At 60.1% G+C, this 23,857-nt stretch carries 15 protein-coding genes; 9 read left to right on the forward strand and 6 right to left on the reverse strand.

Features of this window, described 5'->3' with window-relative positions:
• Nucleotides 1–63: 63 nt before the first annotated feature.
• The 5 genes from glgX to F7R06_RS06805 all read left to right on the forward strand — a co-directional run bounded on the left by glgX (nucleotide 64) and on the right by F7R06_RS06805 (nucleotide 8,314).
• Complete coding sequence (gene glgX / locus F7R06_RS06785) at nucleotides 64–2,223, forward strand: glycogen debranching protein GlgX (protein ID WP_090321085.1); 2,160 nt, start codon at nucleotides 64–66, stop codon at nucleotides 2,221–2,223.
• Between the two features lie 196 nt (nucleotides 2,224–2,419).
• Nucleotides 2,420–3,178, forward strand: a complete 759-nt coding sequence (locus tag F7R06_RS06790) for a PIG-L deacetylase family protein (protein WP_090321082.1) — start codon at nucleotides 2,420–2,422, stop codon at nucleotides 3,176–3,178.
• Between the two features lie 122 nt (nucleotides 3,179–3,300).
• On the forward strand, nucleotides 3,301–4,101 hold the full coding sequence (locus tag F7R06_RS06795; protein WP_090327286.1) for an endonuclease/exonuclease/phosphatase family protein: 801 nt from the start codon (nucleotides 3,301–3,303) through the stop codon (nucleotides 4,099–4,101).
• A gap of 282 nt (nucleotides 4,102–4,383) precedes the next feature.
• On the forward strand, nucleotides 4,384–6,933 hold the full coding sequence (locus F7R06_RS06800) for an autotransporter family protein (RefSeq protein ID WP_090321078.1): 2,550 nt from the start codon (nucleotides 4,384–4,386) through the stop codon (nucleotides 6,931–6,933).
• A gap of 313 nt (nucleotides 6,934–7,246) precedes the next feature.
• Nucleotides 7,247–8,314, forward strand: a complete 1,068-nt coding sequence (locus tag F7R06_RS06805; protein ID WP_090321075.1) for an autotransporter domain-containing protein — start codon at nucleotides 7,247–7,249, stop codon at nucleotides 8,312–8,314.
• Nucleotides 8,315–8,433: 119 nt separating this feature from the next.
• Here F7R06_RS06805 and glgB read toward each other — a convergent pair whose 3' ends face one another.
• The 3 genes from glgB to F7R06_RS06820 all read right to left on the reverse strand — a co-directional run bounded on the left by glgB (nucleotide 8,434) and on the right by F7R06_RS06820 (nucleotide 16,082).
• Nucleotides 8,434–10,665, reverse strand: a complete 2,232-nt coding sequence (gene glgB, locus F7R06_RS06810; protein ID WP_090321072.1) for a 1,4-alpha-glucan branching protein GlgB — start codon at nucleotides 10,663–10,665, stop codon at nucleotides 8,434–8,436.
• Between the two features lie 2 nt (nucleotides 10,666–10,667).
• Nucleotides 10,668–14,009: a maltose alpha-D-glucosyltransferase gene (gene treS / locus F7R06_RS06815; RefSeq protein WP_151149655.1), complete on the reverse strand. Its 3,342-nt coding sequence runs from the start codon at nucleotides 14,007–14,009 to the stop codon at nucleotides 10,668–10,670.
• A gap of 75 nt (nucleotides 14,010–14,084) precedes the next feature.
• Nucleotides 14,085–16,082, reverse strand: coding sequence for an alpha-1,4-glucan--maltose-1-phosphate maltosyltransferase (locus tag F7R06_RS06820; RefSeq protein ID WP_090321069.1), 1,998 nt, complete (start codon nucleotides 16,080–16,082; stop codon nucleotides 14,085–14,087).
• 185 nt (nucleotides 16,083–16,267) lie between these two features.
• Between F7R06_RS06820 and F7R06_RS30720 the strand changes: the two genes are divergently transcribed.
• Nucleotides 16,268–16,432 carry a hypothetical protein gene (locus F7R06_RS30720; protein ID WP_162842371.1) on the forward strand — a complete coding sequence of 55 codons (165 nt, stop codon included), beginning with the start codon at nucleotides 16,268–16,270 and terminating at the stop codon, nucleotides 16,430–16,432.
• Nucleotides 16,433–16,558: 126 nt separating this feature from the next.
• On the opposite strand, the gene F7R06_RS06825 is transcribed toward F7R06_RS30720, so the two are convergent.
• On the reverse strand, nucleotides 16,559–17,062 hold the full coding sequence (locus F7R06_RS06825; RefSeq protein WP_090321067.1) for an MgtC/SapB family protein: 504 nt from the start codon (nucleotides 17,060–17,062) through the stop codon (nucleotides 16,559–16,561).
• Nucleotides 17,063–17,183: 121 nt separating this feature from the next.
• Between F7R06_RS06825 and F7R06_RS06830 the strand changes: the two genes are divergently transcribed.
• From F7R06_RS06830 to mapR, 3 genes are all read left to right on the forward strand, one after another.
• Nucleotides 17,184–17,417 (forward strand): DUF3203 family protein, encoded by a 234-nt coding sequence (locus F7R06_RS06830; RefSeq protein ID WP_090321064.1) that lies wholly within the window; start codon nucleotides 17,184–17,186, stop codon nucleotides 17,415–17,417.
• Nucleotides 17,418–17,612: 195 nt separating this feature from the next.
• Nucleotides 17,613–19,043 (forward strand): cytochrome c oxidase accessory protein CcoG, encoded by a 1,431-nt coding sequence (ccoG, locus tag F7R06_RS06835; RefSeq protein WP_090321061.1) that lies wholly within the window; start codon nucleotides 17,613–17,615, stop codon nucleotides 19,041–19,043.
• A 77-nt stretch (nucleotides 19,044–19,120) separates the two neighbouring features.
• Nucleotides 19,121–20,530: a GntR family transcriptional regulator MpaR gene (gene mapR / locus F7R06_RS06840; protein ID WP_090321058.1), complete on the forward strand. Its 1,410-nt coding sequence runs from the start codon at nucleotides 19,121–19,123 to the stop codon at nucleotides 20,528–20,530.
• A 162-nt stretch (nucleotides 20,531–20,692) separates the two neighbouring features.
• On the opposite strand, the gene F7R06_RS06845 is transcribed toward mapR, so the two are convergent.
• Together F7R06_RS06845 and F7R06_RS06850 are read right to left on the reverse strand one after the other, a co-directional pair.
• The gene (locus F7R06_RS06845) at nucleotides 20,693–21,439 is read right to left on the reverse strand and encodes an SDR family oxidoreductase (protein WP_090321056.1); all 747 of its coding nucleotides are present in this window, start codon (nucleotides 21,437–21,439) and stop codon (nucleotides 20,693–20,695) included.
• Between the two features lie 104 nt (nucleotides 21,440–21,543).
• Nucleotides 21,544–23,625: a putative bifunctional diguanylate cyclase/phosphodiesterase gene (locus F7R06_RS06850; protein ID WP_090321053.1), complete on the reverse strand. Its 2,082-nt coding sequence runs from the start codon at nucleotides 23,623–23,625 to the stop codon at nucleotides 21,544–21,546.
• Between the last annotated feature and the right edge of the window lie 232 nt (nucleotides 23,626–23,857).

Below are 23,857 nucleotides of genomic sequence, written 5' to 3' on the forward strand. Positions count from 1 at the left end.
ATCGCGAGCAGGCTCGCTCCCACAGATTGCGGCGTCTCTGTACCTCACTTTGCAGGAGCACCTATGCCCAGTCCGAAGAAAACCGCGCCAGCCCCTCAAGTCGAGGCCTCGCGAATTCGTGAAGGCCTGCCCTTTCCACTGGGTGCGACCTGGGACGGTCTTGGGGTCAATTTCGCCTTGTTCTCCGCTCACGCCACCAAAGTCGAACTGTGCATTTTCGATGATGCCGGCGAGGTCGAGCTCGAACGCATCGAACTGCCGGAATACACCGACGAGATCTACCACGGCTACTTGCCCGACGCCCATCCCGGGCTGATCTATGGCTATCGGGTCTACGGTCCCTATGACCCCGCCAACGGCCACCGTTTCAACCACAACAAGCTATTGATCGACCCCTACGCCAAGCAATTGGTTGGCAAATTGAAATGGTCCGAAGCATTGTTTGGCTACACCATCGGCCATCCCGACGCCGACCTCAGTTTCGATGAACGGGACAGCGCGCCCTTCGTCCCCAAATGCAAAGTCATCGACCCCGCGCACACCTGGGGCCACGATCACCGGGTCAGCGTGCCGTGGGACAAAACGATCATTTACGAGACCCACGTGCGCGGCATCAGCATGCGTCACCCTTCCGTCCCCGAGAACGTGCGCGGCACTTTCGCCGGGTTGATGGTCGACGATGTCCTGGAACACATCCGCAAGCTCGGCGTGTCGACCGTGGAGCTGCTGCCGATTCATGCCTTCGTCAACGACCAGCATCTGTTGCACAAGGGCATGACCAACTACTGGGGTTACAACAGCATCGCGTTTTTCGCCCCCGACCCGCGTTACCTGGCCAGCGGCAAGATCGCCGAATTCAAGGAAATGGTCGCGCACCTGCACGAAGCCAACCTCGAAGTGATCCTGGACGTGGTCTACAACCACACCGCCGAGGGCAACGAACAAGGCCCGACCCTGTCGATGCGCGGCATCGACAACGCGTCCTACTACCGCTTGATGCCTGACGACAAGCGCTTCTACATCAACGACTCCGGCACCGGCAACACCCTGGACCTGAGCCATCCGTGCGTCCTGCAAATGGTCACCGACTCCCTGCGCTACTGGGCGACGGAGATGCACGTCGACGGCTTCCGCTTCGACCTGGCGACCATTCTGGGGCGCTACCACGACGGCTTTGACGAGCGTCACAGCTTCCTCGTGGCCTGTCGCCAGGACCCGGTGCTGCGTCAGGTGAAGATGATTGCCGAGCCCTGGGATTGCGGCCCCGGCGGCTATCAGGTCGGCAACTTCCCGCCGGGCTGGGTGGAGTGGAACGACAAGTTTCGCGATACCGTGCGTGCGTTCTGGAAAGGCGACGATGGGCAACTGGCGGACTTCGCCAGTCGCATGACCGCGTCCGGCGAAATGTTCAACCAGCGCGGTCGCCGGCCCTATGCTTCGGTGAATTTCGTCACCGCCCACGACGGCTTCACCCTCAACGACCTGGTGTCCTACAACGACAAGCACAACGAAGCCAACGACGAAGACAATCAGGACGGCAGCAACAACAACCTGTCCTGGAACCATGGAGTGGAGGGTCCTACCGACGACCCGGAAATCAACGCTCTGCGTCAGCGACAGATGCGCAATTTCTTCGCCACCCTGTTGCTGTCCCAAGGCACGCCCATGCTGGTAGCCGGTGACGAATTCGCCCGCACCCAGGACGGTAACAACAATGCTTATTGCCAGGACAGCGAGATCGGTTGGGTCAACTGGGACTTGAGTGAAGACGGCAAAGCCCTGCTCAAATTCGTCAAACGCCTGATCAAGCTGCGCCTGGCCTATCCGATCCTGCGCCGCGGGCGCTTCCTGGTCGGCAATTACAACGAGGATATCGGCGTCAAGGACGTCACCTGGCTGGCCGCGGACGGCAGCGAGATGACCACCAAGCACTGGCATGATGCGCACAATCGTTGCCTGGGCATGCTGCTTGACGGACGTGCGCAGGAAACCGGTATTCGCCGCAAAGGGGCCGACGCCACCCTGCTGCTGGTGGTCAATGCCCATCACGACATCGTCAACTTCACGTTGCCGGAAGTCCCCGATGGCGGCTTCTGGACGTGCATGGTCGATACTAACCAACCGTCGGTTCGCGGCCAGGAACGCTTCGAGTTCGGCCACGAGTATTCGGTGACCGGCCGCTCACTGCTGCTGTTCGAATTGCAGCATGAGGAAGAGGATTGAAATGAACCAAAGACTCGTCGGATAAAAATTGTTTCAAATGCCGACGAACTCGCGTCGATGAGCAATACTGGATGCGCGGCGCCCAAGGGTTCGGAGCGCCGCGCATTGCCATCAACCAGCCCTCACGGGTCAGCCTGGCTTGCCGCCCGCAAGCATTGCGCATGACTGAAGGCGAACGGAACAAGGACGTAACCCCATGAAGTCTGCCTCCATCAGTGAAAGCACCCTGGCGGGACAAATCTGGAACAGCGCCGCGCAACTGGACAATATCCCAGTGATCGGCACCCAGTCGTTGGTCCCGGCCGGCGCACGCGCCGTGGTGATCGCCCCGCATCCCGGCGATGAAGTGGTGACCTGCGGTGGCCTGCTGCAATTGCTCAGCGCCAACGGCCATCCCCTGCAACTGATCTCCGTCACTGACGGCAGCGCCAGCCATCCGGGTTCGCAGCAGTGGTCGGAAAAACGCCTCAGCGTGTTTCGCTCTCAGGAGAGTGTCGAAGCCTTGCGTCGCCTCGGTTTGCCCATGCATAGCCTGAAATGGATTCGTGGCGGCTTTACCGACAACGCCCTGGCCGAGCATGAACTGGAACTGACGCAATTCATTGCACGCTACTTGCGCCCCGGCGATGTGGTGTTCAGTACCTGGGGCGCGGATGGCGTCAGCGACCACGACGCCGTCGGCCGCGCCAGCGCCAATGCCGCGACCCTTGCCGGTGCAACCTTCCATGAAATACCGGTCTGGGCCTGGCATTGGCCAGCGCGTGATTACGCCGCGATCCCCTGGCACCGCGCGCGCAAAATACGCCTGGACAGCTGGACGGTCGCACGCAAAAGCCACGCCACCCATGCCTATGCCAGCCAACTCAATGGCGAACCGGCGATCGGCATTGCACCGATGCTGCCTCGGGTACTGCTTGAGCGGATGCGTCTGCCTTATGAAATCGTGTTTGTCTGACGCGAGAAACAGCCGACAAACAGCCAATGCGTGCGTGGAGGCTATCCTTACTTCACTCAAACTGAACTGCCCGCTTGCGTATCAGTCGCATACATAAGTCACCCGGATTCAGAGGAGTGAAAGTGACCCGTAATTCCAAACGCGACACGATTGAATCAAAGCCATTGAACAACCCACCGGCCATCAATCGATTGCGCGTGCTGACGGTCAATACCCACAAGGGGTTTACCGCCCTCAACCGACGTTTCATCCTTCCGGAACTGCGTGAAGCGGTACGCAGTACATCGGCCGATCTGGTGTTTCTGCAAGAAGTGGTCGGCGAACACGAGCGTCACTCCTCGCGCTACCACCAATGGCCGCAAACCTCACAATACGAATTCCTCGCCGACAGCATGTGGAGCGATTTTGCCTACGGGCGCAATGCGGTGTACCCCGATGGCCATCACGGCAACGCCCTGCTGTCGAAATACCCGATTCGCGAACACCGCAACCTCGACGTTTCCATCACCGGACCGGAACGTCGTGGTCTGCTGCATTGCATCCTTGATGTGCCGGGCCACGCCGAAGTGCATGCGATCTGCGTTCATCTGAGCTTGTTGGAAAGCCATCGCCAACTGCAGCTGCAGCTGCTCTGTCAGTTGCTTGAGTCCCTGCCTGACGACGCGCCAGTGATCATTGCCGGCGACTTCAACGATTGGCAGTTACAGGGCAACGTCGCCCTCGCCCGGCGTGACGACTTGCACGAAGCCTTCGAACGTCACCTCGGGCGCCCCGCAAAAACCTATCCGGCGCGGTTCCCCCTGCTGCGCCTGGACCGCATCTACCTGCGCAATGCCAGTAGCCATGATCCGAAAATCCTCGGAAACAAACCCTGGACGCACCTGTCGGATCACCTGCCGTTGGCCGTGGAAGTGCATCTCTGAAGCCTTGTTCCCCCGGAAAAAACCGTTGAGTCAAAGTAAATTCCCCGTCATTTCTGGTATTTCTGACAGTAGAAACCGCTAAACGCTGCTGCTACGTTGCCCATGTCCGTGGGGCTGGCCCTGAGGACCTGCGAACACCGTAGCCGTCGTTGCCGAAGGTTCTGGATGACGGGAGATTGCCTTCCGATGCTGTCTCGCAACTCGCGCTGCCGAGAGTGACTGATGCCTGGCCAATGTTGACGCCGTGGCGGGTCAGTCGCCGATCCCGATGCGGAGACGAGCATGAATCCATGGTCAGAGCTACCCAAGTACCGTTTCAGCGCCTGTGTATTTGCCCTTTGGCTGTGTTCAGCCTGGTCTCCTCCCCTCCACGCCGCCTGCACCCTCATCCCCACCGCCGGTAACGATAACTTCGTGTGTGACAGCGCCAACAATGGACCGCTGACCGATCTGGCCGGCAACAACACCCTGACGTTTCCCGCCAATGGCACCGGTACGATCAATGGCAATGTGACGTTTGGCGCCGGCAACGATACCGTCAACCTGAACTCGGGGCGCATTGTCGGTTCGCTCGATCAGGGGGGCGGCGCCGACACCCTGAACATCAGCGCTGGCCAGATCACCGGGGCCGTCGACCAGGGCAATGGCGTCGACAACTTCACCATAAGCGGCGGGACCATCCAGTCCCTGGCCCAGGGCGACAGTCGCGATTTTTTCCTGATGACCGGCGGCACCATCGTCGGCGCCTTCGAGGATGGCGATACCGCCAAAATGACCGACGGCACCATTGGCCGGGTCGACATGAAGCTCGATAACAATCTGTTCGATCTCTCGGGCGGACAGATCCTGGGCAATCTGGTCACCGGCTTCGACACCGACACCATCATCGTTTCCGGCGGCAGGATTGGCGGCAATATCAGCGTCAGCGGTGGCAACGACAGCATCACCGTGACAGGCGGCGAGGTCGTCGGCGAAATCCGCGCCAGTACGGGTAATGACACCTTTCTATGGGACGGCGGCGGCATTATCCGATCGGCGATCCTGATGGGCGATGACAATGACAAGGCCATTTTGCGCAACCTGACTGAAACCACCCTCGCCCTGACCCCAAGCCTCGACGGTGGCCCGGGCACCGATCAGTTGACCTTTGATCACACCACATCCGCCGGCGCCGCCCGTTACATCAACTGGGAAACCGTTAACCTCAACAACGGTTCGCGGTTCGACCTCACCGGCAACTTCGTGCTCGGCGACAGCGGCAGCCGCACGGGTGTATTCAACATCGATGGCAGCAGCGTACTGACGTCCAGCCAGGGCAGCATCGTGCCCTTCATCCCGGGGCAGCGCGCGACCCTGAATAACGCCGGGGTAATTGACCTGAGCAGCGGTAATACGCGCACCAACGATGTGCTTGCCGTGCAGGGCAATTATTCGGGCAACAACGGGCAACTGTTTTTGCAAAGCGCACTGGGCGACGACAATTCGCCGAGTGACAAGCTGGTGGTCATCGATGGCGCCTTGACCGGCAGCACCTCGATCAGCATCAGTAACCTCGGTGGCGCTGGCGCGTTGACCCAGCAGAATGGCATTCAGGTTGTTCAGGCCCAGGGGGCGGCGATCAGCGACAACGGCGCCTTTACCCTGAAAACCCCAGTGTCGGCGGGCGCCTTCGATTACGTCCTGTACAAGGGCGGTATCACAGCCGGCAGCGAAAACAGTTGGTACCTGCGCTCTTCTGTCGTCGCGGCGCCACTGGTTGCTGTGCCTAATCCCGACCCGGCCCTGCCGCCGATTCTTGTGCCTCTGGTGGCCACGCCGGTCGCCGCTGCCGGTAGTCCGCCGCTGCCCATTGCCCAGCCCGGTGCCGCCGCGATTCCCCTGTACCGCGCGGAAGTCCCGGTCTGGTCCGTATTGCCACCGGCCGCTGCGCAACTGACCCTGACCGCCCTTGGTACATTCCACGATCGCCAGGGCGATCAGCGTCTACTGAACGAAACCCGGGCCTTCGGCGCAGGCTGGGGTCGGGTCTATGGCAAGGATGTAAACCAGACCTGGGCCGGCACCGTCACGCCACGGCTCGATGGCTCGCTGGACGGCTTCCAGGTGGGCAACGACTTGTACAGCTCGCTGACGTCCGGGGGGCATGCCCAACGCAGCGGATTCTTCGTCGGGCATAGCCGCTTGAAGGGCGACGTCGACGGTCTCAACGAAGGGTTCGAAGGCAAGCGTGCGGGCAAGGTTGAATTGCGAGGGGACAGTCTTGGCGCTTACTGGACCCTGACCGACGCCAGAGGCTGGTACGTCGACACGGTGGCGATGTACACCTGGCTCGACGGCGACAGTCATTCCGATCGCGGCCTTAAGCTCGATAACAAAGGACATGTGCTGACGCTGTCGGCAGAGGCCGGTTACCCGTTCCTGCTGGCAAGCCGTTGGGTGATCGAACCCCAGGCGCAGGTGATCCATCAGAACCTTGCCCTCGACACTCAGGACGACGGCATCTCCCGGGTGACGTTCGATTCCGATCCGGCCTGGACCGGTCGGCTCGGTGCCCGGCTCAAGGGCCGTTATCAGGTCAGTGGCCTGCCGCTCGAACCTTACCTGCGCGCTAACCTGTGGCACACGCTTTCGGGCACCGATACGGTCAGATTTGCCGGTGTCACCGATATCGACACGCAACAGAAATCCTCATGGGCCGACCTCGGCGTCGGCGCCATCCTGACGCTCGCCCCCGGCGTCAGTGTGTACGCCAGTGCCGATTACTCCTGCAACATCGACAGTCAGCAACTGCGGGGAATGATCGGTAATGCCGGTATCCGGGTGAGCTGGTAAATACCGAGCAATGGCTCTATTTCAGGGCTTTTTCCTTGTTTTTTCCATTTAACAAGAACTTAGAGAGACGACAAAAATCAGTCACTTATAACCCCTAAAATACCCATACCACTTATCGGCCATTTTCTTGACGCAGTGGCAGGGGTCTCCTTGAATTCACGTTACTACCCCCGGAACCACAATCAGGGGCAAGCCCCCAAGTCACCCGCGAACACGGGCGGGCACCGGCTTGCCCCCATCCATCGGTCGCCCCTCACTCGGGGTAGGAGAGACGGCAAAGCGAGAATGGCATGCGATTGCAAGGTAGACCCCCATGAAAACTTCACTCACCCAACAAGAGATCAAAATCACTTTTTGCACAGTCTCGAGCTCACTCCTGCTGTGCTCTTCCATGGAAGTACAGGCCTCGCCTGTCGAGGAAGATATTTCGCCCTGGTATCGCCAGGACGTCCCGATGCTCTCCATGCCCGCACAAGTCTCCACGTATCCCGGCCGTTTCAGCGCCATGCCCGATCTGCGAAGTTCGCACCTGACGACCGAAGATGCCTCGCCTGCCGCCTGGGATCAGGTGTATGGACAGGCCTCGCGCCAGGCACAAAACGACGTTCTAGCCGAAGGCATCTCCACTTCCGCTGCCGGTGAAGTGAAAGGCCCGGCGATCATGACCCTGGAAAGCGGCAGTGGCCGTACTCAGCGGGTTGGCCTGATCGGTGGCACCAGCCTGATCCAGGGCAACAGCACTGGCTTGTTCACCAATCGCGTCCAATCAGACTCCAACAGCGACACCTTCAGCCTGCAAGGCCAAAACCTCGGCGCCTACTGGAGCCTGATCGGGGCACAAGGCTGGCACGTGGACTTGACGGCCAGCGGCGGCCGGATCAATGGCTATACCCGCAACGAACAGGGTGTGCGGCAAGCCGCCGAGGGCAGCGCGATGACGGTGTCGATGGAAGGTGGCTTCCCCATCAGCCTTGGCGAACACTGGGTGGTTGAACCCCAGGCGCAATTGATCAACCAACGGATCACCCTGGACACCCCTTACGCAGGCTCGGGCACTGCCTCTTCCACTGACTTGTCGTCGTGGAGCGGCCGGGTCGGCGCCAAACTGAAAGGGAGTTACGACTTCAATGGCCTGCCCGTGGAGCCCTATGTGCGGACCAACTTGTGGCACACGGTGAACACCGGCAATACCGTGACCCTGGATCAGGTCGACAAGATCAGCAGCAGCCGGAATTCTTCGACGGTAGAGCTGGGATTGGGCCTGGTGGCCAGAATGACCCCGACAGTAAGCCTTTACGTCAGCGCCGATTACAGCAGTGACGTCGACCAGAATGATTTGAACGGGTTGATCGCCAGCCTGGGTGTGCGGATGCGGTGGTGAGGATCAGACCTCGAAAAGACTGCTGAGCGGGCGACGCCATCGCGAGCAACGCGCTCCAAAAGGGTCACATGGACCCTGTCGAAGCGAGTTCACTCGCGATCTGGCGAGGCCTCTTCGGATCAACCTTCGGGGCGCAACATCAAAACGGCCAACGGCGGCAGATTCAGCACCAATGACAACGCCTGTCCATGACTGGGCGCCTCCTCGGTGTATGCCCCGCCACTGTTGCCGTAATTGGAGCCGGCATAGGTCGCCGAATCACTGTTCATCAACTCGGTCCAGCGCCCGGCAAACGGAACACCGATGCGATAAGACTCACGCGGCACGGGGGTGAAGTTCGCCACCACCAGCACCGGCCTGCCGTCCTTGCTCCAGCGCAACCAGGCATACACGCTGTTGATCGCATCATCGCCAATCAGCCACTGGAAACCTTGCGGTACATCGTCCTGCTCGTACAGCGCCGGCTCTTCGCGGTACAGCCGATTGAGGTCGCTCACCAGTTTCTGAACACCTTTGTGCTCGGAGTACTGCAGCAAGTACCAATCCAGTTGCTGGTCGTGGTTCCACTCGCGCCACTGGCCGAACTCACAGCCCATGAACAACAGTTTCTTGCCCGGATGCGCCCACATGAAGCTCAGGTAAGCCCGCAGGTTGGCAAATTTCTGCCAGCGGTCACCGGGCATCTTGTCGATGAGCGAATGCTTGCCGTGCACCACTTCGTCGTGGGAGATCGGCAGGATGAACCGCTCGGACCAGGCGTAGACCAGGCCGAAACTCAGCTCGTTGTGATGATGGGCGCGGTACACCGGGTCCTGCTGGATGTAATGCAATGAATCGTGCATCCAGCCCATGTTCCATTTGTAAGCGAAGCCCAGGCCACCCTGTTGCGTACTCTGACTGACGCCTGGCCATGCGGTGGACTCCTCGGCGATCACCAGGGCACCCGGTGCTTCCAGAGCCACGACGTCGTTGAGGTGACGCAGGAAGTCGATGGCTTCGAGGTTTTCTCGACCACCATGGCGATTCGGCACCCATTCGCCGGCCTTGCGCGAGTAATCGCGATAGAGCATCGACGCCACGGCATCGACCCGCAGGCCGTCGACGTGGAAATGCTTGAGCCAGTGCAACGCCGACGCCAGCATGTAGCCATGCACTTCGGTGCGACCAAGGTTATAGATCAGCGTGTCCCAATCCTGATGAAAGCCTTCCTGTGGGTTGCCGTACTCGTACAGCGCAGTGCCGTCGAATTGCGCCAGGCCGTGGGTATCAGTCGGGAAATGCGCCGGCACCCAGTCGAGGATCACCCCGATGTCGGCCTGGTGGCAGGCATTGACGAACGCCGCGAACTCATCCCCGGTGCCGTAGCGGGCGCTGGTGGCGAATTGCGAGAGCAGTTGATAGCCCCACGATCCGCCAAACGGGTGCTCCATGATCGGCATCAGTTCGATGTGGGTGAAACCCAGCTCCTTCACATACGGAATCAGCCGTTCGGCCAGTTCCGGCCAGGTGTACTGGCGAGCCACTTCGCCCAGATCATCCAGCTCGCATTGCCACGAGCCGGCGTGCAGTTCGTAAATGGACAACGGCGCGGTCGGGCGCTGACGCTCGCCACGGGACTGCATCCATTCCTGGTCCTGCCAGTCGATCTTCAGCGGTGAGGCCACTTTCGAGGCCGTGTCTGGCGGCAGCGACGTGGCGAGGGCCATGGGGTCGGCCTTCAGCGGTAGTATCCCGTCCTTGCCAAGAATTTCGTACTTGTACGCTTCCCCCGCCTGCAGGCGCGGGATGAACAGCTCCCAGACTCCGGTGGGATGACGCAAACGCATCGGATGGCGGCGACCATCCCAGACGTTGAAATCACCGACCACTGACACCCGCCTGGCATTCGGCGCCCACACGGCGAAACGCACGCCATCGACACCGTCGACCGTCATCAGCTGCGCACCCAAGCAACTGCTCAGGTCGCGGTGATTGCCCTCGGCGAACAGGTAGAGATCCATTTCACCGAGCAGCGGACCGAAACTGTACGGGTCTTCGGCGATCTGTTCGCCGCCAGCCCAGCGAGTGCGCAGCAGATAAGGTTGCGCCCGGTCGAAATGCCCGACAAACAGTCCCGGTGTCTGAGTCAACTCCAGGTGACCGAGTTCTTCTCCCGACTCCTTCGCCACTACCTGCACGCTCAAGGCGTCCGGTAGATAAGCCCGAATGAATTGTCCACCGGCACCATCGCCGTGGGGACCGAGAATTGCAAAAGGGTCGTGATGCTCGGCGCGCACCAGCGCATCGATGTCCCGCGCCCTGGGTAGCAGTGCTTCTTCATACTGACCCTGTTCCTTGTTCGAGAAACCCATGACTACTCTCCACCAAGATCGGAAAAGGGTTTAAGCCCATTCAATAACCCGTACAAACCGTGCAACGGCACGGACAGCCAAGTGGGGCGATTCTCTGCCTCGTAGGCCACTTCGTACGCTGCCTTCTCCAGACCGAACAACGCCAGCGCGGCGTCCTCGCCTTCAGGATCTTGCCATGCATGGCCAAGACTAGCTGCCGCCAGCCGATAAGCGTCAACAAATGCTTGCCGCGCTTCGCTCAAGTAGCGATCGGAAACCCGTTGGCGAGCCGCACGGGCTTCGGCAGTGTTATCAACGTTATGCACGTTGATGGCCATGGCCGCAGCGTAGTCGAAAGATCGCAAAACGCCGCTCACATCTTTAAATGGACTGTGTTTGCCACGACGTTCATGCAACGGTCGCGCCGGTTCGCCTTCGAAGTCGATCAGATACGCATCACCCTTGATCACCAGTACCTGCCCCAGATGCAAGTCGCCATGCACGCGAATCTTCAGTCCTCCCACGGATTTTTTGCCCAGTGCCTGCACATGACTGAGGATGGCTTTTTTGTAGTCCAGTAAACGGCTGACCAGGCCTTTGTCCGCCGGGTTCAGTTCGGTTTGATGGTCTTTAAGCAACTTCAACGCATGCTCGATTTGTGCCACGACATCCTTGGCCGAAGCCTGTGCCTCTTTTTGCGTAGTGACGTGCGGAGCGAAATCCGGATTGTCGCTAGGCGCCGCCAGCACCTGGTGCATTTCCCCCAGGCGCTGCCCCAGCATGGCAGCGAAATCTTTCAATTCACCGAGCGCGTTGTAGTGTTGCTCCTGCTCGGACATGGCGTCCGCCAACTCATCGCGCAGCGCTCGCTCCAGGTTGTTCTGCGTCCACTCCCAGGCGTCGCCCTGATTGCTCAAATAGCCTTGGGCAATCATCAGCAAGTTGTCCTCGCCCCTGGCGTCCTGGCGCACCACGGCACCCAGCAACGGCGAAATATTGCGGAAACCGGCGCGTGTCAGATAGGCACTCATCTCCAGTTCCGGGTGCACACCGGCGGCGACTTTGCGGATCAGCTTCAACACCAGGCTGTTGCCGATCACCACTGAACTGTTCGATTGCTCGGCAGACAGGTAACGCACTTCCGATTCAGCCGTCAGCCCCAGCTTGGCCAGTTCGGCGGTTGGCTCGAAGCGGATCTCGCCACCGTCTGACGGCAGCACCAGATGGTCCTGCATGCCCTGCAGCACGGTGTGGATGAAATTCTCGAGACTGAAGGCATCGGTGATCAAGCCGACCTGCGGCCCTCGACGAACCCGTGACAGTGCCAGCTGCTGCGGCAGTGCCGTCCCGACCTGGTCTTCAGCAATGAAGCCGAACGGCAGTTGGTAACGGCTGGTCTGGCCGCCGCTGGAGACTTCGATTTCACTCAACAGCACCGGGTGCGTGGCATCACCAAAACGCACACCATAGGCCAGGTGGACCTGCTCGATGGCCGCGTCCTTGCCGGCGAACCAGCGGCGGTTTTGCAACCAGTTGGGCAAAATGTCCTGTTCAAGCGTGTCGCGCGCCGGGGCTTCGAGCAGTTCTTCCATGCGTTTTTTCAGGACCAGCGTGGTGAAGTCCGGCAAGCTTTGGGCCGGTTCCACGTGCCAGCTCGGCATCTGGTTTTCCGTGGCCAATACGAACCAGTAGAAGCCGTAAGGCGCCAGGGTCAGGAGAAAATTCAGCTGGCCGATCGGCGGAAACGCGTTACCGCCGAGCATCTCCACCGGCACCATGCCGACGTAGGCCGACAGGTCCAGCTCCGCCGCCTGCGCACTGCGCGACACGTTGGCCACACACAGAATGATTTCGTGCCTGCCGTCCGCCCCGGTGAATTCGCGGGTATAGGCCAGGATCCTGCGGTTGCTCGGCGCAAGCATTTTCAAGGTGCCGCGCCCGAACGCCTTGGATTGCTTGCGCACCGCGAGCATGCGCCGGGTCCAGTTCAACAGCGAATGCGGGTCGCCGGCCTGGGTTTCGACGTTGACCGAGAGATAGCCGTATTGCGGGTCCATGATCGGCGGCAGCACCAGGCTCGCCGGGTCGGCGCGGGAAAAGCCGCCGTTACGGTCGATCGACCATTGCATCGGCGTGCGTACGCCATCGCGGTCGCCCAGGTAAATGTTGTCGCCCATGCCGATTTCATCGCCGTAATACAGCGTCGGCGTGCCGGGCATCGACAGCAGCAGGCTGTTGAGCAACTCCACCCGCCGTCGATCACGCTCCATCAAGGGTGCCAGGCGCCGGCGAATCCCCAGGTTGATACGCGCACGACGATCAGCCGCGTAGTAGTTCCACAGGTAATCGCGCTCCTTGTCGGTGACCATCTCCAGGGTCAGCTCATCGTGATTGCGCAGGAAAATCGCCCACTGGCAATTGGCAGGGATTTCCGGGGTCTGGCGCAGGATGTCGGTAATCGGGAAGCGGTCTTCCTGGGCCAGCGCCATGTACATGCGCGGCATCAGCGGAAAGTGAAAGGCCATGTGGCATTCATCGCCGTTGAGGCCCTGTTTGTCGGTGTCGCCGAAATACAACTGCGTGTCTTCGGGCCATTGATTGGCCTCGGCCAGCAACATGCGGTCCGGGTAATTGGCGTCGATTTCTGCACGGATCTGCTTGAGGACGTCGTGGGTCTCGGGCAGGTTTTCGTTGTTGGTGCCGTCGCGCTCGATCAAGTACGGGATCGCGTCGAGGCGCAGACCATCAATGCCCATGTCGAGCCAGTAACGCATCACTGACAGGACCGCTTTCATGACTTGCGGGTTATCGAAGTTCAGGTCCGGCTGGTGCGAATAAAAGCGGTGCCAGAAGTACTGGCCGGCGACCGGGTCCCAGGTCCAGTTGGACTTTTCGGTGTCGAGAAAAATGATGCGCGTACCGTCGTACTTTTGATCGTCATCGGACCACACGTAGAAATCCCGCGCCGCTGAACCTTTCTTGGCCTTGCGTGCGCGCTGGAACCAGGCGTGCTGGTCGGAGGTATGGTTGATGACTAGTTCGGTGATCACCCGCAAGCCGCGTTTGTGCGCCTCGGCAATAAAGCGCTTGGCGTCGGCCATGGTGCCGTAGTCGCTGTGGACGCCGCGATATTCGGCGATGTCATAGCCATCGTCGCGCCGTGGCGAGGGGTAGAACGGCAAGAGCCAGATGGTGTTGACGCCGAGGTCGGCAATGTAATCGAGCTTGGCGATCAGGCCGGGAAAATCGCCAATCCCATCATTGTTGGAGTCGAAAAACGATTTGACGTGAACCTGATAGATCACCGCATCCTTGTACCAGAGCGGGTCCTTGATGAAAGTGGCTGCCTTGGGTTTCTTCGCCATTGGGAACTCCTTTCGCATTCGAACTAACCTCTGAGCCGATCACCCATTCAAATGTGGTTATTACCTGTGGTGGACTCAGGGCGCGGTAATCCGCCAGATCCCGAACGGCTGATGCGCCGGGTCGATCCGCATGAACTGGTACTTGCCGTACCAGGTCCAGCGATGACCGTTCATCAAGTCTTCGCCGTGGGTAGTGGCATCGTCGGGCAAGCCCATTTCCCACAGCGGCAATTCGAAATTCGCCTCCTGCGGGTGATGCGGGTCGAGGTTGACGGCCACCAGGATGAAATTGCTGCCATCGACGCTGCGTTTGCCGAAATACAGAATGTTGTCGTTCCAGGCGTTGTAGACCTTCAGGCCCAAATGCGTGTGCAGCGCAGGGTTTTGCCGGCGGATGCGATTGAGCTGGGCAATCTCCGCAATGATGTTGCCCGGCGCGGTGAAGTCCCGCGGGCGGATCTCGTACTTCTCGGAATCCAGGTATTCCTCCTTGCCCGGAATCGCTGCCGACTCACACAACTCAAACCCGGAATACATGCCCCACAACCCCGAGCCCATGGTCGCCAGTGCCGCGCGAATCAGAAACCCGGGGCGGCCGGAATCGTGCAGGAACGCCGGATTGATGTCCGGCGTGTTGACGAAGAAGTTTGGCCGGAAGCATTCACGCCATGGCGACTCGTTCAGCTCGGTGAAATAGGTCGCCAGTTCCTGTTTGGTATTGCGCCAGGTGAAATAGGTGTAGCTCTGGGAGTAACCGACCTTGCCCAGCCGCGCCATCATGGCCGGCGTGGTAAAAGCCTCGGCAAGGAAAATCACCTCGGGATACAACGCACGCACATCGGCGATCAGCCACTGCCAGAACGGCAACGGTTTGGTGTGCGGGTTGTCGACGCGAAAGAGCTTCACGCCCTCCTCGACCCAGCCCACCACGATATCGCGCAATTCAACCCACAAGCTGGGAATCGCCTCGGCGGAGTAGAAATCGACGTTGACGATGTCCTGGTATTTTTTCGGCGGGTTCTCGGCGTATTTGATCGTACCGTCAGGGCGCCAGTTGAACCAACCGGGATGCTGCTGTAGCCATGGATGGTCCTGGGAGCACTGAATGGCGAAGTCGAGGGCGATTTCCAGTCCGTATTCAGACGCGGCCACCACCAGTCGGCGGAAGTCTTCACGGGTGCCCAGTTGCGAATGAATCGCCTCATGGCCGCCCTCTTCGCTACCGATGGCGTAGGGGCTGCCGGGGTCGTTAGGCCCGGCGGTCAGGGAATTGTTCGGGCCTTTGCGATAGCTGCGACCGATCGGGTGAATCGGCGGGAAATAGAGCACGTCGAAGCCCATGTCCTGAATCATCGGCAAGCGCGAATGCACGTCATTGAAGGTGCCATGGCGAGCCGGATCATCGGTGATCGAACGTGGGAACAATTCATACCAACTGGCGAACTGCGCCAGTTCGCGTTCGACATCAACCGGAAACTCGGGGCTCAGACTCAGGTAAGCACGGTGATCGGCCTGGGCCATCAACCCGGCGCTACGGTGGTGCAGGAACAACGCGACCTGCTCGGTTTCGAGCAACCCGCACAATTCATGGTGCAGCGCCGCCAGTTGCTCGCTCAGTTGCCCCTCGGTGCGCTCGGCCGCTTGCTGAACGTGAAGGCGACCTTCCTGCAACTCCAGGCTGACGGGGACGGAGGCCATGTGCTTTTTTTCCAGCTCATGAAGGAAACTGGCGAATTGATCGATCCAGGCCTCGATACAGAACACATAACGCCCCTGGTCTTCGACGCGGAAGCGGCCTTGCCAGCCATTGTTGCCCAGGGCGGTCATGACTTCGCTGTGCCAGACCTCATCGCCCTCGGTGCGCCAACGTACCCGTACCGCGAGCCGGTCATGGCCGTCGGCATACACTTTACTGGTGACCACCACGTCCTGACCCACCACCGCCTTGACAGCGAATTGCCCGCCGTCGAGGGTCGGCATGGTGTTTTCAATCACGATCCGTGGCAGCAATAGAGCCTGCGACAGCGGCATGTGCGGGTTGTAGCTCAATTCTGTCGGTTTTTCAGTCGTCATCGAGCATCTCTCCGTTACGCCCCATGGACGCTCTTGTGTCTGGTTGTCATCCCGATTAACTCACTTAGGTTCCGAGCGCCGGGCGCCCGGAAAAGTTCATCGATAATTGGCCGGAATCAAATCCGTAGCGTGGCGGTCAATCAACTTAAGCACGACTCACGCCATGTGCCACTGGAGGCTAGACCATGACCAATCCATTCCCGGGCGAAACACCCGATCCGAACATCGACAATCCGGTAATCCCACCGACCGACCCACAACCGGTGCCCGAGCAGGAACCACCCGGCACCACGCCTCCACGGGAAGAACCGCCTGACACCATGCCGCCGGTGATTGTGACGCCGGAATGACCATAGGCTGACGATCTTTCACCGTTGTACCTGTAGGAGCGAGCCCGAATGCAATGGAATATCGAGCACCGCTGAGTACCTGGTTGCCCGCGTCATCGTTAACGACCTTTGCGAGCAGGCTCGCTCCTACAGGTGGTCGTTCTTCCTTTCGAGCATGTTCAAGATCCTCGGCACCACACTGAAAATCACCAACGCCAACGCCGTACTGAACACCGCCGTCGCCTCCCTGCCCAACCCGGCGGAGACGCCGATGGCGGCGGTCATCCATAAGCCGGCGGCGGTGGTCAGGCCTTTTACGTGGCCTTCGTCGCCTTCCTGGTTTTTCAGGATGGTGCCGGCGCCGAGGAAGCCGATGCCGGCGATGACGCCCTGCACGACCCGGCTCATGGCATCGGCCTGGGAACCGGACATCTGTGGCACCAGCACAAACAGCGCCGCGCCGAGTGCCACCAGCATGTGGGTACGTACGCCTGCGGCCTTGCCCTTGCTCTCGCGTTCGAAGCCGAGAATGCCGCCCAGGGACGCGGCGATCAGCAGGCGCACGGTGATGCGCGTCAGTTGGGAAGCGTCGCCGATGTCAGCGAATTCGGCCTGCAGGGTCACCCAGACTTCATGCCACCAGGCGTTCATGGCGCTGTCCTTGAGAAGGTCATGGAAGGTGGACAGCGACGACCATTAATCGGTTGCATAGAACGATGACCGCCGGGTGTGCCCTAAGACTGTAGATCCCGCTGAAAAGAAGGACACTCCCATGACCGTGCGCATTGAAAACCAGACCTGCTTCTTTACCACCGAAAACGGCGAAGAAATTCGTCTGTGTCCCGACGTCACCATTGTCACCGACGGGGAAAAAGCCATGTCCGCGGTAGACATCAATGGCAATCGCATTTACATCACCGAAGCAGAAGCCGACGCATTGACCGTAGCAGGCGCGGTGGACGGTCGCCGGCATCTGAAGGCGACTGACAGTGATTCGGTGATTTGACTGACCCGAATCAACATTGGCTGCAAACACCTGATATAGCCAACTGCGTGCCGCCGAGGCAGGTGCTTCAACTTGTCGCAGGATCGCATGCGAACCCCATCTGATCCGGTTTTTATTGCGATACCTGAGTCTGTTATGCAAACAGATGGCCGCTCATAGTGCTCATGCCTGATGGAGGCTGATGAGCGAAAGACCATGAGCGAGAGAATCCCCGTCCGAACCGTAGAAAGTGCCCCAATCGTAAAAACCCATGAACCTTCACGCCCCAAGATGAAGGTCAAGACCAGCGACAACCTGATCCACACCCGCAGCTTCACCGGTGTGTTCCGCACCCTGCGCATGAGCGGTGCGGGATTTCTGTTTCTGCTGTTCTTCGGCACCGTGTGGTTGAACTGGGGTGGGCGCCAAGCAGTGCTCTGGGACCTGTCCGAAAGCAAGTTCCACATCTTCGGCGCGACGTTCTGGCCACAGGATTTCATCCTGCTCTCGGCCCTGCTGATCATTGCCGCGTTCGGCCTGTTTGCGATCACCGTGTTCGCCGGGCGGGTCTGGTGTGGCTATACCTGCCCGCAAAGTTCCTGGACCTGGATCTTCATGTGGTGCGAGAAAATCACCGAGGGCGAACGTTACCAGCGCATCAAACTGCAAGCCGCGCCCTGGGGCTTGAACAAGCTCATGCGCCGCTCGGCCAAGCACACGCTGTGGCTGGCGATCAGCCTGCTGACCGGCCTGACCTTCGTCGGTTACTTCACGCCGATCCGGCCGCTGGCCGAAGAACTGCTGACCTTGCAGTTGAGTGGCGTCAGCCTGTTCTGGGTGCTGTTCTTCACCGGCGCCACCTACATCAATGCCGGTTGGCTGCGTGAAGCGGTGTGCATGCACATGTGCCCCTATGCGCGGTTCCAGAGCGTGATGTTCGACAAGGACACCCTGACCATTTCCTACGACGTCGCCCGGGGCGAAAGCCGTGGCCCGCGCAAACGCGAGGTCAAACCGGCCGAAGTCGGGCTGGGTGATTGCATTGATTGCCAACTGTGCGTGCAGGTATGCCCGACCGGCATCGACATCCGCGATGGCTTGCAGATGGAATGCATCGGCTGCGCCGCGTGCATCGACGCCTGTGATTCGATCATGGACAAAATGGGCTACGCTCGCGGGCTGATCAGCTACACCTCGGAGCACCAACTGCAAGGCGGCAAGACTCATCTGTTGCGTCCACGACTGATCGGCTACACCGCCGTGCTGCTGGTGATGATCGGCGCCTTGGTACTGGCCTTGGTCGAACGGCCAATGGTGTCGCTGGACGTCAGCAAGGACCGCGGCCTATTCCGCGAGAACAGCCAGGGGCAGATCGAAAACATCTACAGCCTGAAGATCATCAACAAGACCCAGCAGCGTCAGGACTACCGCCTGGCATTGGTCGACGGCGAAGGTTTCCAGTTGCAGGGCAAGACTGAACTGAGCCTGGCACCCGGCGAAATTGTCGATGTGCCGGTGTCGGTGGCAATGACCACGGACCGTCCGGCCAGCAGCTCGCAAAGCATCGCCTTCAAAATCGTCGACAGCGACGAACCCGGCATCTATAGCGTGGCCAAGAGCCGCTTTGTAGCGCCAATGAACCGCTGAGCCTTTAAGATGCACAGCTTTGTGGCGAGGGAAATTGCACCCTCGCCACCGTTATTCGATTCCATTGCGGGATACCGATGAAACGCTACGAAAAATTCGCCGACGACATCGCAGAACTGATCCGCTCCGGTGTCCTGGGCCCCGGACAGCGCGTGCCATCGGTGCGCTACGCCAGCCAGACCTACGGCGTCAGCCCCTCCACCGTGTTCCAGGCGTATTACCTGCTGGAGCGCCGCGGCTTGATCCGCGCCCGGCCGCGATCCGGCTACTTCGTCAATGCCCATGCACCGCGACCGTTTTCCGAGCCGGAAATCAGCAGCCAGGTCAACGAATCGACTGAAGTCGACGTCAGCGAACTGGTGTTCTCGGTCCTCGACTCGATCAAGGACCCGAACACTGTGCCCTTCGGCTCGGCGTTCCCCAGCCCGACCCTGTTTCCGCTGCAACGGCTGTCGCGATCGCTGGCCAGTGCCAGCCGCGAGATGGACCCGCGCATGGTCGTGACCGATATGTCGCCGGGCAACCCGCAATTGCGTCGGCAAATCGCCCTGCGCTACATGGTCGGCGGGCTGATGCTGCCCATGGAAGAACTGCTGATCACCAACGGTGCACTGGAAGCGCTGAATCTGTGCCTGCAAGCCGTGACCCAACCCGGCGACCTGGTGGCCATCGAAGCCCCGGCGTTCTATGCCTGCCTGCAAATCCTCGAGCGGCTGAAAATCAAAGCCGTGGAAATTCCGGTGCACCCGCGCGACGGCATCGACCTCGGCGTCCTCGCGCAAACCCTGGACCGCCACCCGATCAAGGCCTGCTGGTGCATGACCAGCTTCCAGAATCCCATGGGCGCCACCATGCCCGAGGCGAAGAAACAGGAACTGGTGGAGCTGCTGCGCCGTCACCAGGTACCGCTGATCGAAGACGATGTCTACGCCGAGTTGTATTACGGACAACAGGCACCGAAACCGGCCAAGGCGTTTGATACCGAAGGCCTGGTCATGCATTGCGGCTCCTTCGCCAAAAGCCTTGCGCCCGGTTATCGCATTGGCTGGGTGGCCGCAGGTCGTTACGCGCAGAAAATCGAACGCCTCAAACTCATGACGTCTCTGTGCGCCTCGATGCCGGCTCAGGCCGCCATTGCCGATTACCTGCAGCACGGCGGTTACGATCGGCATCTGCGCAAACTGCGCTATGCCCTGGAAGAACAACAAAGCGCGATGCTCGCGGCCATCGCTCGCTACTTTCCGGCTCAGACTCGCGTCAGTCAGCCAGCAGGCGGGTACTTTTTATGGCTGGAATTGCCGGAGCAGATGGATTCGTTGAAGTTGTTTCAAATGGCCCTGGCCCAGGGCATCAGTATTGCGCCGGGGCCGATATTCTCGCCGACCCAAAGATTCAGGAATTGCATTCGCTTGAATTACGGGAGCCCGTGGGATGAGGCGGCGGAAAAGGCGATGGAGACGTTGGGGCGGATTATTCGATCGTTCTGACGTTCAGATGTCGCTTGAAAGAACGCAATCGCGAGCAGGCTCGCTCCCACAGGGGTACACGGTCAACCTTGGGAGCGAGCTTGCTCCCAAAGGGTACACGGTCAATTGTGGGAGCGAGCCTGCTCGCGAAGAGGCCAGACCTGACAGCGACCATCCAGAGGTCTAACGTCCACCCCCCAAATCAACGAAGGTCCCGGTCGCGTACGAAGCCTTGTCCGACAGCAACCAGACTATCGCCTCGGCCACTTCATCCGGACGCCCGCCCCGGGCCATGGGTATCGCCGACTCCAGTTTGCTGACCCGATCAGGGTCGCCGCTCAGTGCGTGGAAATCGGTATAGATATAGCCGGGGCGTACGGCGTTGACGCGGATGCCTTCGCCGGCCACTTCCTTGGACAGGCCAATGGTGAAGGTGTCGAGTGCGCCCTTGGAGGCGGCGTAGTCGACGTATTCGTTGGGTGCACCCAGACGGGCGGCGACCGAGGACACATTGACGATGCTGCCGCCCTGCCCGCCGTGCTTGGGCGACATGCGCAGAATCGCATGCTTGGCGCACAGGACGGGCGCCAGCACATTGGTCTTGAGGGTTCTGAGGATACGAAATTCGGACATTTCGTCGACACGGGACTTGTGTCCCACGGTACCGGCGTTGTTCACCAGCGCGGTGACCCGGCCAAGTTCGGTATCAACCCGGTGAAACAGCGCGATCACTTCGTCTTCGATGCTGACATCGGCCCGTACGGCGATGGCCTGGGCACCCAGCGCGCGGACTTTCTCCAGCACGCCCTGCGCCGCTTGTTCATCGGCCTGATAGTTGATGCAGATCCGGTAACCTTGTTCGGCGGCCAACAGGGCTGTGGCGGCACCGATGCCGCGACTGCCGCCGGTGATGATAATGACTTTGTCCATGCAGGCTTTCCCCGTTTCAAGCGTAAGCGTTCCGGGGGCAAGAATAACCGTCCTCGTCGGTTTTTGCATGAACCTGTCGCCAGCTCCCGGATCACAAACGCCTGTCAAACCACCGCCAATTGCTCCGAACGATGGATCTCCACCATGAAACGCTCGGCGGGCAATGGATGCCCGAGCAAGTAACCCTGCAACGAGTAGCACCCGAGTTGGGTCAGGAAGTCCTGTTGCGACCCGGTTTCCACGCCTTCGGCGACGATCCGCAAACCCAGTGCCTGGCCCAGGGCGACGATGGCGGAAACAATCGCGGCATCGTCGCTGTCGCGCTCCAGGTCACGCACAAACCCTCGGTCGATTTTCAGTTCGTTGGCCGGCAGCCGCTTGAGATACATCAAACTGGAATAGCCGGTACCGAAATCATCGATGGACAGGTCAACGCCCATGTCCGACAGCGCCTGAAGTACCGTCATGCTCGCATCGGCATCGCTCATGGCGGTGGTTTCAGTGATTTCCAGGGTCAGGCTGTTGGCCGGCAGATGATGCGTGGCCAGCGCCTTGGCGACACTCTGTACCAGGCCGACATGGCAGAACTGCAAGGCGGAAAGATTCACCGCGATACGCCAGTCGGTGTAGCCAAGCACGTACCACTCGCGCATCTGGCGGCAGGCTTCATTGAGCACCCAGTCACCAATCGGAATGATCAGCCCGGTCTTTTCCGCGAGATCGATGAACTTGTCCGGCAGCAACATGCCCTGCGTCGGATGCTCCCAGCGCAACAACGCCTCGGCACCGACCGGCCGGCCGTTACCGGCGTCGAACTTGGGCTGGTAGTGAAGGCTGAACTCGTTGTGGTCCAGGGCGTTGCGCAGGTCCTGCAGCAGTTGCAGCTGTTTTCGCGCGTTGCTGTTCATCGAGGCATCGAAGAAGCTGTAACCGTTTTTGCCGGCGCCCTTGGCGTGATACATCGCCGCATCGGCATTCATCAGCAATTCGTGGGCGCTCTGGCCATTGCCCGGATACAGCGCAATACCGACGCTGGCAGAGATCTGCAAGTCATGTTCGGCGACCCGGAACGAACGGGCGATCAACCCGACCTGGCGCGCCGCGAGGCCCATGGCATCGTTTTGCTCACTCAACTGCACCAGCAACACGAACTCATCGCCGCCAATGCGCGCCAAGGTGTCCTGGCTGCGCAGGTCTTCGCGCAAACGCAGGCTGACCTCGCGCAACAGCAAGTCACCCATATGGTGACCGAAGGCGTCATTGACCGGCTTGAAGCCGTCCAGATCGATGAACATCAACGCAAAACACCCACCTTCGGCGTCCACCCTGGACATCGCCTGGTCGATGCGGTCGGCCAGCAACACCCGATTCGGCAAACCGGTCAGGGTGTCGTGCAGGGCCAGTTGGGTGAGTTCGCGGTTGGCTTCGGTCAGTGATTGGGCAAGGCTGGCGGTGCGGGCCTCCAGGCGCGCGTCGAGGATCGACGTCAACAAGGCGATGCTCAACACCGCCAGGGTGGTGATCAGCACGAGATTGTCCAGGCCTTTGCCATTCAGGCCATTGACCGCCGCGCCGCAAAAGCTGCCATCGGGAAAACGCGCAGCCGCCATGCCGGTGTAATGCATGCCGACAATGGCAATCCCCATGATGACTGCCGCACCGCCGCGGATCAGGCGCACATAAGGCGTGTGCTGACGCAAACGGAAGGCAATCCATAGCGCCGCCCCGGAGGCGCCTACCGCGATCAGCAGCGACGCGCTGAACAGCGTCGGATCGTAATCGATACCCGGCTGCATGCGCATGGCCGCCATGCCGGTGTAATGCATGGCGCTGATCCCGGCGCCCATGGCCAGCGCGCCGACAGCCAATTGCCACGCCGGCAGTTGCGGCTGACTGACCAGCCACAGGGCAAAGCCGCAAGACAGGACGCCGATCAACAGCGACAGCAGTGTCAAGGTGATGTCATAGCCCAGATCGATGGGCAATTTGAACGCGAGCATGCCGATGAAATGCATCGACCATACGCCGATGCCCATGGCGAAAGCGCCACCCGCCGTCCATAAATGCACGGCCCGCCCCTTGGCCGTGGCAATGCGTCCAGTCAGGTCGAGAGCCGTGTATGAAGCGAGAATCGCCACACAGAGCGAAATGATAACCAGGGTGGGGGAATAGCTACCGATGAGCATGAGACTTCTCGCGAGCGCCCCCCTGGATGACGATCATGCCTGGCGGGGCAAATCCGGCGATTGTACTGATTCCAAATGAGAACGCACTCACAAAATTAGCAAAAGGCCAGCAGTCCGATGAAACGCTTGTTTTAAGGTTTCACATTAACTGGACGAGTGGTTTTTAACGATCAATGTGGGGGCGGAAATAACTGCCGTTTGGCATCGTAACAAGCGTAAGTTCGCCAATTTT

It is taken from the genome of Pseudomonas moorei, from assembly GCF_008801475.1.
In the GTDB taxonomy this organism is placed as follows: Bacteria; Pseudomonadota; Gammaproteobacteria; order Pseudomonadales; family Pseudomonadaceae; genus Aquipseudomonas; species Aquipseudomonas moorei.

Excerpts from the sequence above, each read along its gene's own strand:
- F7R06_RS06850 (WP_090321053.1), bottom strand. The coding sequence starts at position 23,625 with ATGCTCATCGGTAGCTATTCCCCCACCCTGGTTATCATTTCGCTCTGT.
- treS (WP_151149655.1), bottom strand. The coding sequence starts at position 14,009 with ATGGCGAAGAAACCCAAGGCAGCCACTTTCATCAAGGACCCGCTCTGG.
- ccoG (WP_090321061.1), top strand. The coding sequence starts at position 17,613 with ATGAGCGAGAGAATCCCCGTCCGAACCGTAGAAAGTGCCCCAATCGTA.
- F7R06_RS06820 (WP_090321069.1), bottom strand. The coding sequence starts at position 16,082 with ATGACGACTGAAAAACCGACAGAATTGAGCTACAACCCGCACATGCCG.
- F7R06_RS06845 (WP_090321056.1), bottom strand. The coding sequence starts at position 21,439 with ATGGACAAAGTCATTATCATCACCGGCGGCAGTCGCGGCATCGGTGCC.
- glgX (WP_090321085.1), top strand. The coding sequence starts at position 64 with ATGCCCAGTCCGAAGAAAACCGCGCCAGCCCCTCAAGTCGAGGCCTCG.
- F7R06_RS30720 (WP_162842371.1), top strand. The coding sequence starts at position 16,268 with ATGACCAATCCATTCCCGGGCGAAACACCCGATCCGAACATCGACAAT.
- F7R06_RS06805 (WP_090321075.1), top strand. The coding sequence starts at position 7,247 with ATGAAAACTTCACTCACCCAACAAGAGATCAAAATCACTTTTTGCACA.
- F7R06_RS06790 (WP_090321082.1), top strand. The coding sequence starts at position 2,420 with ATGAAGTCTGCCTCCATCAGTGAAAGCACCCTGGCGGGACAAATCTGG.
- F7R06_RS06825 (WP_090321067.1), bottom strand. The coding sequence starts at position 17,062 with ATGAACGCCTGGTGGCATGAAGTCTGGGTGACCCTGCAGGCCGAATTC.
- F7R06_RS06830 (WP_090321064.1), top strand. The coding sequence starts at position 17,184 with ATGACCGTGCGCATTGAAAACCAGACCTGCTTCTTTACCACCGAAAAC.
- glgB (WP_090321072.1), bottom strand. The coding sequence starts at position 10,665 with ATGGGTTTCTCGAACAAGGAACAGGGTCAGTATGAAGAAGCACTGCTA.
- mapR (WP_090321058.1), top strand. The coding sequence starts at position 19,121 with ATGAAACGCTACGAAAAATTCGCCGACGACATCGCAGAACTGATCCGC.
- F7R06_RS06800 (WP_090321078.1), top strand. The coding sequence starts at position 4,384 with ATGAATCCATGGTCAGAGCTACCCAAGTACCGTTTCAGCGCCTGTGTA.